16 protein-coding genes and 2 tRNA genes are annotated in these 16,873 nt (G+C 37.0%); 10 read left to right on the top strand and 8 right to left on the bottom strand.

The features are described from left to right. The first annotated feature begins 44 nt into the window (after positions 1–44). The 6 genes from ABD769_RS05170 to ABD769_RS05195 are packed head-to-tail and all read left to right on the top strand — an operon-like array spanning position 45 to position 7,668. A complete protein-coding gene (locus ABD769_RS05170) occupies positions 45–410 on the top strand; it encodes a hypothetical protein (RefSeq protein ID WP_344849966.1) in 366 nt (121 codons plus the stop codon). After that, a complete protein-coding gene (locus ABD769_RS05175; protein WP_344849968.1) occupies positions 403–1,044 on the top strand; it encodes a hypothetical protein in 642 nt (213 codons plus the stop codon). The genes ABD769_RS05170 and ABD769_RS05175 overlap by 8 nt, the downstream gene beginning before the upstream one ends. Beyond that, entirely contained in the window at positions 1,031–1,966 is a 936-nt protein-coding gene (locus ABD769_RS05180; RefSeq protein WP_344849970.1) for a hypothetical protein, read from the top strand. Before ABD769_RS05175 ends, ABD769_RS05180 begins: the two co-directional genes overlap by 14 nt. Position 1,967: 1 nt before the next feature. Next, a complete protein-coding gene (locus ABD769_RS05185) occupies positions 1,968–3,728 on the top strand; it encodes an O-antigen ligase family protein (protein ID WP_344849971.1) in 1,761 nt (586 codons plus the stop codon). Next, positions 3,728–6,124: a TonB-dependent receptor gene (locus tag ABD769_RS05190; RefSeq protein WP_344849973.1), complete on the top strand. Its 2,397-nt coding sequence runs from the start codon at positions 3,728–3,730 to the stop codon at positions 6,122–6,124. Before ABD769_RS05185 ends, ABD769_RS05190 begins: the two co-directional genes overlap by 1 nt. Before the next feature lie 32 nt (positions 6,125–6,156). Continuing rightward, positions 6,157–7,668, top strand: coding sequence for a transglutaminase domain-containing protein (locus ABD769_RS05195; protein ID WP_344849975.1), 1,512 nt, complete (start codon positions 6,157–6,159; stop codon positions 7,666–7,668). A 48-nt stretch (positions 7,669–7,716) separates the two neighbouring features. On the opposite strand, the gene ABD769_RS05200 is transcribed toward ABD769_RS05195, so the two are convergent. Beyond that, positions 7,717–7,977 carry a hypothetical protein gene (locus tag ABD769_RS05200; protein ID WP_344849977.1) on the bottom strand — a complete coding sequence of 87 codons (261 nt, stop codon included), beginning with the start codon at positions 7,975–7,977 and terminating at the stop codon, positions 7,717–7,719. 220 nt (positions 7,978–8,197) lie between these two features. Between ABD769_RS05200 and ABD769_RS05205 the strand changes: the two genes are divergently transcribed. After that, complete coding sequence (locus ABD769_RS05205; RefSeq protein WP_344849979.1) at positions 8,198–8,467, top strand: nuclear transport factor 2 family protein; 270 nt, start codon at positions 8,198–8,200, stop codon at positions 8,465–8,467. 57 nt (positions 8,468–8,524) lie between these two features. On the opposite strand, the gene ABD769_RS05210 is transcribed toward ABD769_RS05205, so the two are convergent. The 3 genes from ABD769_RS05210 to ABD769_RS05220 all read right to left on the bottom strand — a co-directional run bounded on the left by ABD769_RS05210 (position 8,525) and on the right by ABD769_RS05220 (position 9,336). Then, a tRNA-Leu gene (locus ABD769_RS05210) sits at positions 8,525–8,608 on the bottom strand. A gap of 69 nt (positions 8,609–8,677) precedes the next feature. Further along, a tRNA-Gly gene (locus ABD769_RS05215) sits at positions 8,678–8,753 on the bottom strand. Between the two features lie 94 nt (positions 8,754–8,847). Further along, positions 8,848–9,336: a regulatory protein RecX gene (locus ABD769_RS05220; RefSeq protein ID WP_344849980.1), complete on the bottom strand. Its 489-nt coding sequence runs from the start codon at positions 9,334–9,336 to the stop codon at positions 8,848–8,850. A 61-nt stretch (positions 9,337–9,397) separates the two neighbouring features. On the opposite strand from ABD769_RS05220, the gene ABD769_RS05225 reads away from it, so the two are divergent. The 3 genes from ABD769_RS05225 to arsC all read left to right on the top strand — a co-directional run bounded on the left by ABD769_RS05225 (position 9,398) and on the right by arsC (position 13,055). Then, positions 9,398–11,857 carry a bifunctional UDP-N-acetylmuramoyl-tripeptide:D-alanyl-D-alanine ligase/alanine racemase gene (locus tag ABD769_RS05225; RefSeq protein WP_344849981.1) on the top strand — a complete coding sequence of 820 codons (2,460 nt, stop codon included), beginning with the start codon at positions 9,398–9,400 and terminating at the stop codon, positions 11,855–11,857. A 251-nt stretch (positions 11,858–12,108) separates the two neighbouring features. Then, entirely contained in the window at positions 12,109–12,699 is a 591-nt protein-coding gene (locus ABD769_RS05230) for a DUF502 domain-containing protein (protein WP_344849982.1), read from the top strand. Positions 12,700–12,710: 11 nt separating this feature from the next. Continuing rightward, positions 12,711–13,055, top strand: coding sequence for an arsenate reductase (glutaredoxin) (gene arsC / locus ABD769_RS05235; protein WP_344849984.1), 345 nt, complete (start codon positions 12,711–12,713; stop codon positions 13,053–13,055). A 145-nt stretch (positions 13,056–13,200) separates the two neighbouring features. On the opposite strand, the gene ABD769_RS05240 is transcribed toward arsC, so the two are convergent. The 4 genes from ABD769_RS05240 to ABD769_RS05255 form a co-directional block, all read right to left on the bottom strand. Next, positions 13,201–13,695: a hypothetical protein gene (locus tag ABD769_RS05240; RefSeq protein ID WP_344849985.1), complete on the bottom strand. Its 495-nt coding sequence runs from the start codon at positions 13,693–13,695 to the stop codon at positions 13,201–13,203. A gap of 25 nt (positions 13,696–13,720) precedes the next feature. Further along, the gene (locus ABD769_RS05245) at positions 13,721–14,221 is read right to left on the bottom strand and encodes a hypothetical protein (RefSeq protein WP_344849986.1); all 501 of its coding nucleotides are present in this window, start codon (positions 14,219–14,221) and stop codon (positions 13,721–13,723) included. 244 nt (positions 14,222–14,465) lie between these two features. Then, positions 14,466–15,173 carry an LOG family protein gene (locus ABD769_RS05250; RefSeq protein ID WP_029278019.1) on the bottom strand — a complete coding sequence of 236 codons (708 nt, stop codon included), beginning with the start codon at positions 15,171–15,173 and terminating at the stop codon, positions 14,466–14,468. Between the two features lie 17 nt (positions 15,174–15,190). Further along, positions 15,191–16,699 carry a sodium:solute symporter gene (locus tag ABD769_RS05255; RefSeq protein WP_344849989.1) on the bottom strand — a complete coding sequence of 503 codons (1,509 nt, stop codon included), beginning with the start codon at positions 16,697–16,699 and terminating at the stop codon, positions 15,191–15,193. Between the last annotated feature and the right edge of the window lie 174 nt (positions 16,700–16,873).

The following is a 16,873-nucleotide window of genomic DNA, read 5'->3' on the forward strand; positions in this document are numbered from 1 at the left end:
AGAGTAATAGGCCATTTTTTATATGATAACCCATCAAAAATATTATGCGAAATATTTTACTTACAGTTGTAATGTTCCTATTTCTATTTGGATTAGCTCCCATTTATTCTAAACCATTTATTGAAGCAGAAATGCCTTTAATGCTTCGAACAAACAAGATGTTGCATCATAGGAACGAAATAGGGAAGTCTTTCAATTTGATTAATTTCAAGATTACCGCAACCATCCCTTTAAGCAAGGAAGATTACGAAAAACTATGCAATTTGTCTATTGGCAGGACAACGGCAACAAAGAAGTTCGGCGCAAAGAGTTTCTTAAAAACTATTATAGGTCCGAATTCTTCAATTGATACGCTAGAAAAAACCAAGCGTTACGCTAAAATTCTAGATGTCCTCAAAAAATATGAATAATTATTCCCGTTTTAAAATGTCAGTTCCTGGATTTATTAAAGGCGTAAAAAGAAACAACTTATTCCTCATTTTTACCGCTTTCCACTTCTTCGTCATTTTTATGGTGTGTTTTAAGAGTCTAGTTCATACGATAAATACAACTCTAATCACTAAGAATAGAGACGATAAAACAAAGGTTGAAAACATCATCGGATCTGTGCTCTCAACAACAGCCATTAATTTCTACGGAACATATAGCGGAACGATAAATCCCTACGGCTATTTTGCCCCAAATGTTGCGAGCTCGTACATTATAGAGTTCAGCTGTTTTAATGAAAAAAATAAGCTGGTATCCAAATTTATTTTGCCACCATTTAAAAGAGTAGAGAGTGTTAACAGATATTCAGCTCTACTAGGCAACTTCCAGGAAATATTAAGAGATCTTGACAACCATAAACCCAAAAAAAAAGACGAGATCGGGCTTAAATATCTAAATGTCGTAATTAAAGCGATGAGCAAGGGACTTGTAAACAAAAATAAAGGAACTTATAAGGTGAAGAGCATTCTTTTCCTTTACGATCAACCAACTATAGATTCTTTCCGAATCAAAAACAACGCAAAACTAATTTTATTAAAAAGTTATGAGGCATCTTAAAAGCAGCGGGAGTGGATTAGATCTGTTGTCTAAGATAAAAGCAGATATAGAAAGGGAAAGAAATACTGATTATTATTTTGCGCCTTTCTTTAGAGTTCTTGTCGGATTATTTTGCATGCTTCATTTTCTCTCCATAATTTCCGATTTCCAGGTTTTATACGGTAAAAATGGCTTTGTTCCATCTGAGGTTGGAGAGTTATTCAAGGGGTATGGCATCCTTGGTTTTAGCGAATTTTCAAAATTAGCTTTCTCTGCATTCGGGCTTAACGAAGCAGGAAGTATTATCTTATTTAAAATACTCTACCTGTTTTTCTCGTTGTCCCTGGCTTTAGGTTTTCTAACGCGATTAAGCGCATTGTTCCTTTTGATTTTGCAGATTACTCTAGCAAAGGGCGCTTCCCTTTATACCTATGGGGTGGACAATTTTACTACCATTGCATTATTTTATTGTATGGTTTTTCCGTTGAACCGGAGGTTTTCTATTGATAGCCTAATTTTTAAACTTAAACCTACCTCGATTTCTAAGTATCGAAAAATACTTCAAATACATCTATGTTTTATCTACTTTTTTTCGGGCTTTGAGAAAGCACTTGGTGAAAATTGGTGGAATGGCGAATCAATTTGGAAAGCGCTCACAATGCCCATCCTAGGGAATCATAGCTATGATTTTTCTTTCTTAGCTACCTGGTCTGTTTTGCCGACGGTAATCGGCTGGTCAGTTATCGTTATTGAGTTGGCCTATCCGTTCTTTATATTCAGAAAATCAACGTCAAAATACTGGCTGGCCATGGTTGTATCCATGCATATTGGAATCCTGCTTTTTTTGAATCTATATTTTTTCTCGGCCATAATGATAATTCTTAATATATCAGCTTTTTTAAATTTATCAAAAGAAGAAGTTGGAAAAGCTAAAATAGTTTAATATGAATCCCATATTTTCATATGATTATTTTTATCCACTTTTATTTTTCTTCGTGCTGCTATATTGGATAGTCAAGGCAAGTGTAAATAAAGTTGCTGTTGTCAAATCAATCACTTTAACCTTATCCGTTCTTGATATCGTGATGCTTCTATTCGCATCAGTCATATTTACAGGGACAATCTCCAACTATGGTTTTTTTAAAATACAAAATCACTACACGCTTTTTGTTGCAGTATTTTTATATGCTTTTGTGAAAATACTTGTTTCAGTATATGCGCATGAATATATTCTTCGGGCAATTGGCGTAACATTAGTTTTATTATCCGGAATTGAAATTGTTATCGGTTTTTTGCAATTTATCCATTTTCTTGAAACCAACTCCGTTTTTTACAGTGTGACCGGCAGCTTTAATAGCCCTACCGATTACAGCAATTTTCTTTGCAGTACATTGGGCTTTTTTATTTTTAGCCCCATTCTTTCAGGAAGGTCTACATCACCGAAATTCCAATTAATTTGTCGGGTAATGTTTGTTTTGTTAAACCTGGTTGCCATCATTGGTTTTACAGAATCCCGTATGTCCTGGATTACCTGCATTGCTTTATTAGCAATCACATTGTGGATGGAATCCGATAAAATTGATCTGTCGAAATTCAAGGTAATTCTAAAAGTCAATAAGTATATATTCTGTGGTTCAGTAGCATTGATTGCTACCTTGTTGTTAGTTTTCCTGGTGAGCATGAAGCAGGGGTCCACAACCGGACGTCTGTTTGTAATGATGAATGAACTTTCAATACTAAAATCTAACTTTCTTTACGGTGTCGGTTTTGGAAATTTTAATCATTATTACAATAATTATCAGGCAGACTATTTTAGAAGCCATCCTAATTCTTCTTACGAAGCCTTTGCTTCCTACATCAATGTTGGATATAGTGAATATTTACAATTGCTTGTCGAAGGCGGTCTTGCCTCGCTGATTTTATTGATATTAATCTTTACCCGATTAGTCAAGATTGGGAAGAATATAAAAAATAATTCTGACCTCGTTAAAGGGTGTTTCCTCTCTCTTATTTCGATACTTCTGCTGGGCATATTTTCTTTTCCCTTCAGGTCCTTTTTTACTTTTACCAATCTTATTATTTTTTTAGCAGTAAGCGCATCAATAGATAAAAGTGTCTTTTCCCTAAAGCCAGGCACCAGGATAATGAAGTTTGTTATTTCAGGTACCGCGCTTGCTTTGCTGATTTTATTCGGTAGAATTTATAAAACTTACAACGCATTAACGCTTTGGCAAACGATGCTAAATTATAGCAAACATCAGCCAATGGACCAAAGCACGATTACAGAAACCTATGTCCAGACCTTCCATGAGCTGAGTACCGACGAGGGATATCTGCAGGCTTATGCGACGTATTTATCCAGGAACAACAAAATCAAAGAGTCAACCGAGTTATTAAATCTAGCTACTGTTTATTCCGGCTATTATATGCTTTACGCAACATTAGGTATGAACTACTTCAAAATGGCAGATCATAAGAATGCAGAAAAATGCTTCCTGACTGCAGCCTATATGGTACCTAACCGTTTTGTTCCCAAAAAACTTGTAATGGCCTATTTTATCGCTACAGGAAAAAATGATAAGGCAATTCTATGGGCTAAAAACATCATTTCCTATAAAGTTAAAGTCCCTTCAAAAGAAGTTGATTTGATTAAGCGGAGCGCAAATAAATTTTTGATTGAATCTAACTATGTCTACAAAAAATAATGATTAAAAGCCGATTTCTATTTCCATTTTTTTTCGTCATGATAAGCTTTGGATTACATGCCCAGATGATCTCTTTGAAATTAGAAGTAAGAGACAGTCTAATGCATATTGGGCTTCCAATGGTTACGATTAAAGCCAGTCTTGAAGATTCCTCTAAAGTATTTTTGACCGACAACAATGGAAGACTCGAGATGCAGGGGCTTAAGTCTGGAATTTACAAATTTGAGATCAGCTACGTGGGCTATGAAAAAATCGATACCAGCTTAAATGTTGTTCCAAATTCGAAGCCGCTGATCTTATACATTCATCCATCTTCGAATACACTTAATGAGGTACATGTTGTCGGTAGCAAACCGTTGCTTCAAATGCAAAGGGGACGTTTTACTTTGAATATCCAGCAAAGCCCGCTTGCTAAATCCGGCAGCCTGTGGGAATCCCTGAAATATGCGCCGTCCGTTATTACAACAGAGTCTGGTGGCTTAACTGTAAAGGGGCAGTCAGCAACCGTTTACCTGGATGGAAGGCGTTTAACGCTATCGGGTGATGAGTTAATGACCTATTTAAAAAATATTCCTGCTGGGAATATAGAAAAGGTAGAGGTAATAGCCCATCCTGGCTCTTCTTTTTCATCTGACATAAAAACGCTTATCAACATAACTACAGATCATATCAAATACGAAGGTGTAAGAGGCACCTTCAATTCCGGATTTGCCTACGGCAGGCATCCCCGTATAAATGAAAGTGTATCCTTTGACGTCAAAAAGAAATTCTTTAGCTCACAACTTGGTTATTCTCTTACCCATTCTAAAATAGAGACTAATTCGCTAACGATTAGAGATGGCAATTCATCATTGCCATGGTCAGTGAACCAATCCAGCTACTACAAGCAAAATTCAAATAGGATTTATACCAATCTGGGTTTTGATTTTAATAATAACAGCCAGTTGTCGATTTATGCTGAAGCAGCGCCCAGCAGTAATGTACAGAATGTTTTTGGAAATAACGGAATGCCTACCGACGAAAGAATAATATTAAGGGATTCTATTTTTAAGGCATTTTATCAGACCGATAATGATATAGAATCTTATTCGCTAAATGGTATCTATCAATTAAAATGGGACAGTACGAAACAATCAGTAAAAATACAGCTGGCCTACCTGTCCAATAAAAGAGCTGGTGTTACAAATAGATATAATGAAACGTTTAGAACCGGTGGTTTCGTCCTTGAAAGCCTACGTTATGAAGACGTTTTGCCCCAACAACTGAGCATCTTGACTTCTGAAATTCAGTACCGTCGTCCCATAGGAAAAGGTGAGTGGGCATTTGGTGTCAGGTATAGTAAAACAGAATTAGAAAATCAGAACCAATCATTTTCATCAGGAAATAATTTTAAAGAAAGAAATCTGATTGCGTTTGATAATAATAAATATAGAGAAGTCAATTATGGTGCTTTTACTTCGTACGAGTTGCAAATAGGAAAAATATTCTATCAGCTGGGCTTGAGGATTGAGGATAACAAAGTGCTGGCCAATAACCTGACCTTAAATCTTCAAAATGATTACAAATTGTTTACTCTTTTTCCGGACCTGCTCCTCCAGTGGTCTCCAAATGAAAAAAATTCCCTTGTCGCATATTACAAAAAGGAGTTGATGAGACCAGATTACTACCAGCTTAACCCTTATACACGCTTCTCTGGAAATAGTTCTGCTGAATTTCGCGGCAACTCTTCCATCAAACCCCAATTAGACCATACGATTGATATCACCTGGTCTAACAACCGCAACATCAGTTTATCGGTTGGCATGCAGATTAGTAAAAATCTTATTAGTACTATAATGCTTAAAGATGAATCAAATTATTATGAGAAATATGACAATTTCAATGCAAGATCCTATTATCTGAGCGCCTATTACTCCATTAATCCTCTTAAGTTTTGGAAAATCCAGTTTAATGGTCAGGCACTTTATATTGATGTCAAGGCATATGCCGATGTCCCGAAATCTAAACTATCCCCTGCAGGAAATCTCAACCTTATAAACTCTGTTTCTTTAGGGAATAATTGGAATTATGAGTTGAGCGGCCTATACAGTTCCACCATATTTGACGGCTATTACCAACATTTTGACTATGGAAATGTAAACATGGCACTGGTAAAAGAATGGAAAAAGCCAGGTATAATAGTGTCCGCGAGTATATCCGATATTTTGAAAACCGGAGCCATGCAAGATAATGCTATGTATCTTTTATATAACTCCGGTCAATATAACGACTCGAGGTTTTTTAGGCTTGGGCTAAAGTGGAGCTTTGGAAAGCAATCTATAAAGGCCAAAAGTTTTAATGATAAATCAAATGATATAAAAAAGGCCCAGGAAAGATTAAATAATGGCAAAATTTAATAATTAGTTCAACACCATTATAGAGCCAAACCATGAAAAATGAAAGAATAAATATTTTATTTAAATACATAGCATTATTAACTGTGATAATGCTGGCCCAATCTTGTAATAAAGATAAGGTCGATTTTGATGAATTGATTGAAAGATATTCCAAAGAAAAAAAAGACAGTTTGAAATTGCAATGTGCAATTTTTTTGAAGGACAATATCAAAGATATAACTTCGGAACAACCCTATTTTTATAATGAAAATAAAGAAAAAGCGAATTTTATACTGGATACAGTTACTTCAGACAGTTCCCTGAAATCTATTTTGAAAAAGGAGAAAATAGATTTTTCTTCCTTCCGCATCAGCGATGCTGACATCTTATCTTCAGAAATATTGGAGGACAATATAAACAAAGCAATATCAGATTGGAAGACATATCCCTGGAATAAAAATGTTTCAAAGGATATTTTTCTAAATTACCTTCTTCCTTATAAAGTATTGTGTGAAAATCCCGAAAACTGGAGGGGAAGGCTGTTCCTTAAATATAAGGATAGCATTGCAAAGCATGAGCGGAATGGAGATAGAAACAGTGAACATTTGTATTATAGCCTAAAAAAAGAAGCTTGGTCATGGTTAAAATACACGAACGATTTTACCAAAATAACCCAATCTCCATCACTATCCGAACTGTTGGCAGTAAAGAAAGGACAGTGCTACGAGCTGTCTCATCTTTTTGTATATATCGCAAGGTCAGCAGGCATTCCAGCAACCATTGATATTGTCCCTCTATGGGGTAAGACCGGCGGCAGTCATGCGGCGGACGTTTTTTACGGCCCCATAAGGGAAAACGGTGTTATTAAGCGATACGGGTTAAGGCCCGGCGATCCTTTCGTTTCTCCTCCAAAAGTTCTAAGGATGAGCTTCAGGAAGGTTAATTTATGGTCAGATTCCATAAAGCCAATCATCGTTAATAAGAATTATTATATTCCGGATTTTCTGAAATCAGACCACTTATTAGATGTTACGCAAGAGTATGTCTCATCATCAAATTTGGTTTATCAATTCGAAAAAAGGCTAGGTGTGCCTTTGGCTTATATTTGTGTATATAATTATGGGGAATGGGTTCCGGTTTTCTACGGACGGGTTTTCCAAAACGGGAAATATGTAAAATTCAATGCAATGGCGAAAGACATGGCCTATCACATTGCTGTTCCTATTGGAAATAAATATCAATTAATCGACAAGCCTTTCATTCTTGATTCTATGAATCATATTAGTTATTCAAATCCCAATTTTGACCGTAAAATAAATATCGTCTTAAATAAAACAAATGTAGGTCAGGAATCATGGGTGAAAAAAAACAGGGAATATAATCTGATGTTTTTAGATAAAGATAATGTATGGAAAGGTATTGGTAGTAAGTTCTGTGATCAGGACTCCACATTGACTTTTACTAGTATTCCAAGCGGTGCTTTTTATATGCTTAAAGAGACAAAGAATAATAAAAAGCTGGAGAGAATATTTTTGTATGAGCATGGCCAGCAAATTTGGTATTAAGCAACACACAATGGGTAGTATCTTACATAATACGCTATCTAAATTAATTCACCCGATCAAGTAGGTCATCAAATTTAAGTCTCGGCATGATAATAAACTTTTCCAGTCCCGGTCAAAACCCCTGGCAAAGCTGTAATTAATGAAGAATAAGTAATCTTCAACGTTTTCTAAAATGGACTGCGTACTTCCTAAATCTATCAGATACGCAATGGTCATCTGGTACCTTTGTCCAGCTTTCAGACCGTATTCGGCGTTAAGACCTGCAAATTCAACAGTAACATAAAGCCGTTTGAGTTTTATTTTTTCCATTCCTGATCGATATATAAGTCGACAGGGGGTAAGATGATAATAGTTTGCATCCCGATGCTGCCTTGATTAATATTGGTTACTTTAATTTTCCAGGCACCGCTTAAAGTCCTTTGCTCGTTTTTGACTGATGACTATCTCTCCTTTAAAAAAGGGGTGACTTCCGCCAGCAGTTTGCCGTAGGTGAGCAGGCTTTAGCCTGCAGGATGGTTAAGCGTACTTTTTGGCAGACAAGGAAACTGGCAAAAACTATGTTAGAGAAACATACACGGAATCAATGATGATCTTGGCGGAAAGCTACAATAAAAAGAAGGACAAATTTCCTGCTGTTCCTAAAAAAGAAATTAAATTTCTTGACGTACCTGACAGAACAGCTTCAGTGAAGCTTATAGCAGATGAATGGATAGATTATATTCATGTCGTTAAATTGAACGGGGCTTGGAAGATTATTAATGTGCTTTGGCAATACAATGATAGTGAAAGGTATAAATAACCCTATAACAAAAAAACCTTTCATTTCTGAAAGGTTTTTGTTCGATTTTTCTTGATGTACTCGGGGCGGGAATCGAACCCGCACGCCTTTGAAAGCACAGGATTTTAAGTCCTGCGTGTCTACCAGTTCCACCACCCGAGCATTAGCCGCTGCCGATCTCCACCGGCTTGGTTAAGTTTAAAATAAATGCCTTCTGGTAGGAAGGCATTTTGGAGCGAAAGACGAGATTCGAACTCGCGACCCCGACCTTGGCAAGGTCGTGCTCTACCAACTGAGCTACTTTCGCATTAACAAAACTGATGTTGTTGTTTCGTTTTGGTGATGCAAATATAGGCAGATTTATATTTCTGTCAAGAGATTTCTTGTTAAAAATTTAATATTTAATTTAAATTGCTGGCTTTCAGTACAAGTAAAATTAAATCAGTTTCAAAACCTTTTGCCTGAAGGTAGCTCATCAGCTTGTTTTTTCTTTTAAAAGGATCATTTTCACCTAAACTTTCTGCTTTTTTGAGGGCTAACTTTTCTATCGTCTGCAAATAATCATCATCATCGATGCTGTAAATTGCCTTTTGTAAAATTTTATCAGGTACGCCTTTTAATTTTAATCCCTGCTTAATTTTAACCCTGCCCCAGTGTTTAATGTTAAATTTACCAGATGCATAGCTTTTGGCAAACCTTTCTTCATTCAAAAAATTGTTGATGATCAGGTCGGTAATAGTTTCTTCCAGCTCATCACCACGCATGCCCCATTCTACCAGTTTATAACGCACTTCTTTTTGAGAGCGTTCCTGATAAACGCAAAAACTTTCCGCTTTGGCCAAAGCTTGTTTTTTATCCAATAATACTGCCTCTTGTTTACCGCTTTTCATAATTAATTACTGAAATTCGTAAAAATAATAGCGATTACAGTATTTTTCTGAATATAATAGCATGCAAAATCCGATATATACCCTGGCCAAAATAGCCGAAATTTTAAATGCCGACACGAAATTAGTTGATGGAGAGGTGATTATACACTACCTTGTAATTGATAGCCGTTCGGTTTTGGTGCCGGAAAATTCTATATTTTTTGCCTTGTCGTCGCACCGTAACGGGCACGAATTTATAAAAGATGCTTATGCAAAAGACATCCGTAATTTTGTGATTACTGAAGCCAAATATGTTAATCAATATCCCGATTGTAATTTTTTATTGGTAAATGATGCTTTGGCTGCCTTACAACTGCTCACCATTTATCACCGTAATCAGTTTAACCTTAAAACCATTGGCATTACCGGAAGTAACGGAAAAACGATCGTGAAAGAATGGCTCTATCAGCTTCTGGCTGCTGATTTCAGTATCGTAAAAAGCCCAAAAAGTTATAATTCGCAGATTGGGGTGCCACTTTCCGTTTGGCAGATTGAGGCCGATGATACGCTGGGCATTTTTGAAGCCGGAATTTCTTCGGTAAACGAAATGGATCGCCTGGCCGAAATTATCCGTCCCCAAGTCGGAATTTTAACCAATATCGGCGAAGCCCACGCAGAAGGATTCAGCTCTAAAAAAGAAAAACTCACGGAAAAACTGAAACTTTTTGCAGCTTCAGAATTATTTATTTATGCTCCAGAATATGTAACTGAGGTAAATACAAAAGATCTACCGGGGAAGAAAAAGTTCAGCTGGAGCAGTAAACAGGTGGCCGATTTACAGATTACCACTGTTGAACCTATTGAGGGAAATTGTTATTTAAGAGCCATTTACCAGAACGCAGAAATAGAATGCATGTTGCCATTTAAGGATAAAGCCTCAATTGAAAACGGCATGATTTGTTGGGCAACTTTACTGGCTTTAGGATATACTCCGGAGCAGGCCGATCAGCGTTTGGAAAAATTAAGCCATGTAAGCATGCGCCTCGAACTGAAAAATGGCATTAACCAATGTTCGATTATTGATGATTCGTACAGTGCTGATATTTCTTCTTTAGCTATTGCACTCGATTTTTTAAATCAGCAAAACCAGCATCCTAAAAAGACTGTTATCCTTTCCGAATTATTTGAAACAGGCAGGGACGATATGGATTTGTACACCGAAATTGCCGAACTGCTTTCACAGAAAAAGGTAAACAGGTTAATTGGTGTCGGAACGCACATTTCGCGTTATGCTGATCTCTTTAAGTTCGAAACACAATTTTTTAATGACACCAACGCTTTTATCGAAGCTTTTCCAGGTTTGCAGTTTAACCACGAAACCATATTGGTAAAAGGGGCAAGGCGTTTCGAATTTGGACGGATTAGTAAACTTCTTACACAGAAAATACACGATACAGTTTTAGAAATCGACCTCAATGCCATGGTGGGCAACCTGCAGTTTTACCGCTCTAAGGTGAAGCCAGGAGTTAAAATTATGGCTATGGTTAAGGCCTTTTCTTACGGAAGCGGAAGTTTTGAAATTGCCAATTTACTCCAGTTTCACAAGGTAGATTACCTGGCGGTAGCTTATGCAGATGAAGGCATCGCTTTGCGGAAAGCCGGAATTACGCTGCCTATTATGGTGATGAGTCCCGAAGAATCTGCTTTCGAAGCCATTATTAAACACAGGCTCGAACCCGAAATTTACAGTGTAGAAATTCTGAACAGCTTTTTAAACGCCTTATCGGATTATGACTTTGATTATCCGATCCACATCAAGATCGATAGTGGCATGCACCGTTTAGGTTTTGATCAACCGGAAATGGATGCCTTATCTGGCCTGTTAAAAGATTCGGCAAGGGTAAAAGTGCAAAGTATCTTTTCTCATTTAGTGGCCAGTGATGCCGCAGAGCATGACGGCTTTACCGGGCAACAGATCGACAAATTTAAGAGCATTGCAGATCAATTGGTCAATGTTTTAGCTTATAAACCATTGCTGCATATTTCCAATACTTCTGGTATTTCGCGCTGGCCCGAAGCACAATTTGATATGGTGCGTTTAGGTATTGGTTTATATGGTTTTGATTCTGCCCTGGCTAATAATCGTGGCCTGCAAACGGTAATGGTACTTAAAACAACCGTAACACAGGTAAAAACTTTAGAACCTGGCGAAACCGTGGGATACAGCAGAAAAGGCGTGATGCCCAATGGCGGAAAAATAGCCACCGTAAAAATTGGCTACGCTGATGGTTATACGAGGTATTTTGGTAATGGTGTAGGCAAAATGCTCGTTAATGGCCATTTAGTGCCGGTAATAGGCTCAATTTGTATGGATATGACCATGCTGGATGTTACCGGTATCGACGTAAAACCGGGTGATGAAGCCATCGTTTTCAATCAGCAACACACCATTATGCAGCTTGCAAAAGACATTAATACCATTCCTTATGAAATTTTAACTAATATCTCGCAAAGGGTAAAGAGGGTTTATTTCTACGAATAATTTATTAGTCATTGGTTAATTGGTCAATAGTATTGCGAATTGCTTATTGGTTAATTTGTTAATTGGTCAATAGTTGATAGTTCATAGACAGCAGTAACCAGTAATTGCTAAAATATGCACCCTATACAAATGAATTAATGACGAATGAACTACTTCATTATAACCGATTGCAAAGGCATGCACCCTACACAAATGAACAAATGACTAATGACCAATAAACACTTATAACTAAAAAATGTTAATTTTGCACCATGAATAAAGTCGGGAAAGCTATTTTAAACTATTTGATTAAAGGTTTATTAATTGTTGTGCCCATTGCCGTGAGTATTTTTATTGTAGTTTGGGCAGTTACAACTGTTGATAGCTGGTTAAACGTAAATAATATTTTAGGCGTAAATCCACGAACAGGAGAAAGCCGCAACATCCCGGGTTTAGGATTATTAACGGTTTTAACGATTATCTTACTTGCAGGTATTTTTGTAACCAATTTGGTAACCGAGCCAATGTACAATTGGTTCCAGCGGATGATGCAACGGTTGCCGCTTCTGAACTTTATTTATTCCTCCATAAAAGATTTAACAGAAGCTTTTGTAGGCGACGAGAAAAAATTTAATCACCCTGTACTGGTAGAAGTGGAAGGGGGATTAAAAAAAATTGGTTTTTTAACACAGAATGACCTGCATAAACTCAATCTCCCTGATGAAGTAGCGGTATATTTCCCACTCTCTTACTCCTTCGCAGGTCAGCTTTGCATTGTAAAAAGAGATCAAGTTACCGATTTAAACATGACTGCTGCCGACGCCATGAAACTGGTAGTGAGTGGGGGTGTAAGCGGACTTTAATATTTTGCTGAATGATCACAATTTACCATAATAATCGCTGTACAAAAAGCCGTAATGCTTTAGTAGAACTGGAAAAAAGAGGAAAAGATTTCGAAGTCGTTTATTACCTCGAAACACCTCCCGATAAAGCTGAACTGAAAGAAATTATCGCTAAACTGGGCATTAAGCCTTTGGAACTGATCCGTAAAGGTGAAAAAATTTTTACCGAAAATTATAAAGGAAAAAATTTAAATGATGAAGAATGGATTGATGCCATGATTGCTCATCCCATTTTAATCGAAAGACCAATTGTAATTGCTGAAAATAAAGCCGTTATCGCCAGACCAACGGAAAAGATTCAAGAGATTTTGGGGTAATCCGGTCGTCCTCTCTTCTAGTCGTAGCGTCTCGCTACGATATTCGATAAATTATTTTGCGTGACGCTAAGCCCGAGTTGGGTGCTAATGGATGTAAATCTCTCCATTCCGCTGCGCTTCAGTCGGGATGACGGTCGTTGATGAATTAAAAAATACTTTTAAAAGTCAGCATGCAGCATATAAAGACGATAAGTCCAAAAAGTAACCTCGAATAGTATTCACGGATAAAAAGCCCTGTCAAAACCAGCATATCGTCATCCACATTGGTATGGATCAATCCATTTCCTGCTGAGGCGTTAAAAAGAATCTGTTTGTCTTTATGGTTATTTAACGACCAGCGGCTTAACCAGCTGTTTTGATAGCTCCAGTCGAAAGTTTCGCCAGAGGCAAATTCAATTCTTGCTTTAAAACCCAGCCAATCGTAAGTAATTACAGCTAAAACCGTATTTTTATTATCAATGATTTTGGTTTCAGGTTTAGAAAAACCTTCACTTTTTAACAGGTAAATTCCCGCCTGTGTAGTGGCGATGGCCGTATTTTTCCACGAACCAAAATTCAGCGAAAATTTTAAATAGCCATTATTAATTACCTGATAATTACTATCAAATAAACCTTTTCTCCAATTCAATACCTGTTCCATCTCACAAAAGGATTTAATTTATTTTTTAATGACGGTTAATTGATATCATTATAATGGGCATAAAGCAAGCAACAAGTACAACAACACGTTTATTGTAAATGTGTTTGATGAATAAACCCGCAACAATCAATAATTCATTATCTGTATCAGAAGATATTGTTCCGGTATTGCTATTCGAGCTGTACATAATATGCTCATCTTTATAATTGCTTACGGTAAACTGCGATTTCCATATACCAGTTGATCTCCATTCGTACTGCTCGCCTGATTTTAAGCTGATTACCGCCTTCGATTTCCAGCTATCGTAAGTGATAATTGCAACCACTTCATGGGTTTTCCTGTCGATTACATTGGTTTGTGACTGCCAGAAACCCACATTTGAGAAAAAATAGTTTTTATCTTCAAACATACTTTCTGCATCGCTTCTCCAGCTACTGAAAGAAATTATACCTTTTTGAACACCATCTGTGAAAAGCTGAAAATCACCGCTGAGCCAGTTACTTCTCCAATTGATAAATTTCGACATATTAATTGCGTTTCATTTTAGATGGAAGTGGCTTGGAATTGTTACAGTTACACCTTAAAAGGAATAAAAAAAGTGCTTATTGTTTGTAAGCACTTTTTTTATAAATGACCAATTATCAAAGTTCAATTATCAATTTGCAATTCTCAGTTTGATCATTTCTGTCATCCTGATCGTAGTCGAAGGATAAACAATTAACCATCCACAAAGGACTATAAAGCAATTGCAAATGAACGATTAAACCAATCTAGAAATTCGGTTTAAGTACATACTTATCGTAGAAACGGAAAATATGCTCAGCAGCTTCCTCTGCCGTATCTACCAATCTGAAAAGGTTTAAATCTTCTTCGTGGATATTGTGTTCTTTTTGCAGCATGGTGCCTTTAATCCAGTCAATTAACCCGCCCCAATAATCAACACCAACCAATACAATTGGGAAACGTGCAATTTTTCCGGTCTGGATTAAGGTTAAAGCTTCGAAAAGCTCATCCATGGTGCCAAAACCACCTGGTAAAACCACAAAACCCTGACTATATTTCATGAACATTACTTTGCGCACAAAGAAATAATCAAACTCCAGTAATTTATTATGATCGATGTATTTATTGTGGAACTGCTCAAAAGGTAGCTCAATGTTTAAACCCACCGATTTACCGCCATTAGTATGCGCGCCTTTATTACCGGCCTCCATAATACCCGGACCACCGCCAGTAATTACGCCATAACCGCGATCGGTTAATAATTTACCGCATTGTTCTGCCAATTGATAATATCGGTGTGTTTGGGCCGTACGGGCAGATCCGTAAATGGTTACACATGGGCCAATTTTAGCCAGTTTTTCAAAGCCATCTACAAATTCGGCCATGATTTTAAAAATTTGCCAGGAATCGGTTACTTTAATTTCCTGCCAGTCTTTGTTTTCGAAAGCACTTCTAATTTTTTCTTCACTCGTCATATACTGTTATTCTAATATTAAAATTTGGTTTGCGCATCAGTTTTTTTGCTGATGAACAACAAGCCTATAAATGTGATTAAACCGTTAATTAAAATCAGTTCGACACTAAAAACGTAACCGCCCAATAAAGTGGTCGAGTTCGTTGCAAGCAAGTAACATAAAAAAGGTGATAATAAGCAAACTATCGGCACTAATTTATCATGAAGTCCGCGTTTTTTGACAAATAATCCAAAACTGTAAAGCCCTAAAAGCGGTCCGTAGGTGTAAGAGGCAATGGTAAAAATTAAACTCACTACCGACGAACTGTTAAATGCATTAATGACGATGATCACTAAAAACATCAGAATAGAAAACGCTACGTGTACGGTGTGACGCTTTTTTACAGCATCTTTTGCATTTACATTTTCTGCTTTATCCATCCCTAGAAAGTCGACACAAAACGACGTGGTTAAAGCTGTAAGTGCCGAATCGGTAGTGGCAAAAGTGGCAGCAGTTAAACCCAGCATAAAAATAATGGCCGGTATGGCGCCCAGATTATTTAAAGCAATTTCGGGAAATAGTAAATCTGTTCTTGGTTTACCGGTAATGTGATCCAAAGGAATATCGATGCCGTTTTTTGTAGCGAAAATGTATAATAAAGCACCTACACTTAGAAAGAATACATTTAGGATTACAAATACCCCTGTAAACGTAAACATGTTTTTCTGTGCTTCCTTAATGGTACCCATGCTCAGGTTTTTCTGCATTAAATCCTGATCTAAACCCGTCATGGCGATGGTTACAAAAATACCACCGATAAACTGTTTACTGAAATAGAATTTGTTGGTCAGGAAATCATCTAAAAAGAATATTTTAGAATAACTGCTGTTTTTTACCGTTTCAAATGCCTGTGGAATGCTGAAGTTTAAGCTGTTGCAGATGAAATAAATCGTAAGGAAAACCGATAAAACCAGGAAAAACGTCTGTAAGGTATCCGTAATAATGATGGTTTTTAAACCGCCTTTAAAAGTGTACGACCAGATCAGCGCTAACGAAATCAATACCGTTAACCAGAACGGAATGCCATAATTATCAAATATAAAACGCTGTAAAACAATTACTACCAAATACAATCTGGTGGCTGAACCCAGTGTGCGGCTTAGTAAAAAAATAGAGGCTGCGGTTTTATAGCTATAATGGCCTAATCGTCTTTCAATATAACTGTAAATCGACGTAAGGTTCATTCTATAATAAAGCGGGAGCAAAACGGTGGCAATAATGATAAAACCAACTGCATTGCCGAGCACAAACTGAAAATACTGAAACTGGTTTCCGCTGGGTGCGCCAACCTCACCCGGAACGGATATAAAAGTAACACCCGAAAGCGCCGTGCCAATCATCCCAAAAGCAACCAGGTACCATTTAGAATTCCGGTTGGCAACAAAGAAAGCCGAATTATCGGATGAGTTTTTTGAGGTTACAAATGAAATAATGATCAGCAGTAAAAAGTAACCGATTAGAAAGCATAAGAGAATGGTTGGGGACATAGTTTCGTATTAAGCTGATAAATGTAAAGAAAACTATCAAATCAAGCAATATTCTTGAGTCCGAAGTCGGAAGTCCGCGGTCCAAAGTCAAAGTGACCAATAACAAATAATCAATATACAATGATCAATAGCCATCCTCTATAAGTCTTAATGTTCTTAACTTCTTAATGATTT

Source organism: Pedobacter jeongneungensis (assembly GCF_039538295.1).
GTDB classification, from domain to species: Bacteria; Bacteroidota; Bacteroidia; order Sphingobacteriales; family Sphingobacteriaceae; genus Pedobacter; species Pedobacter jeongneungensis.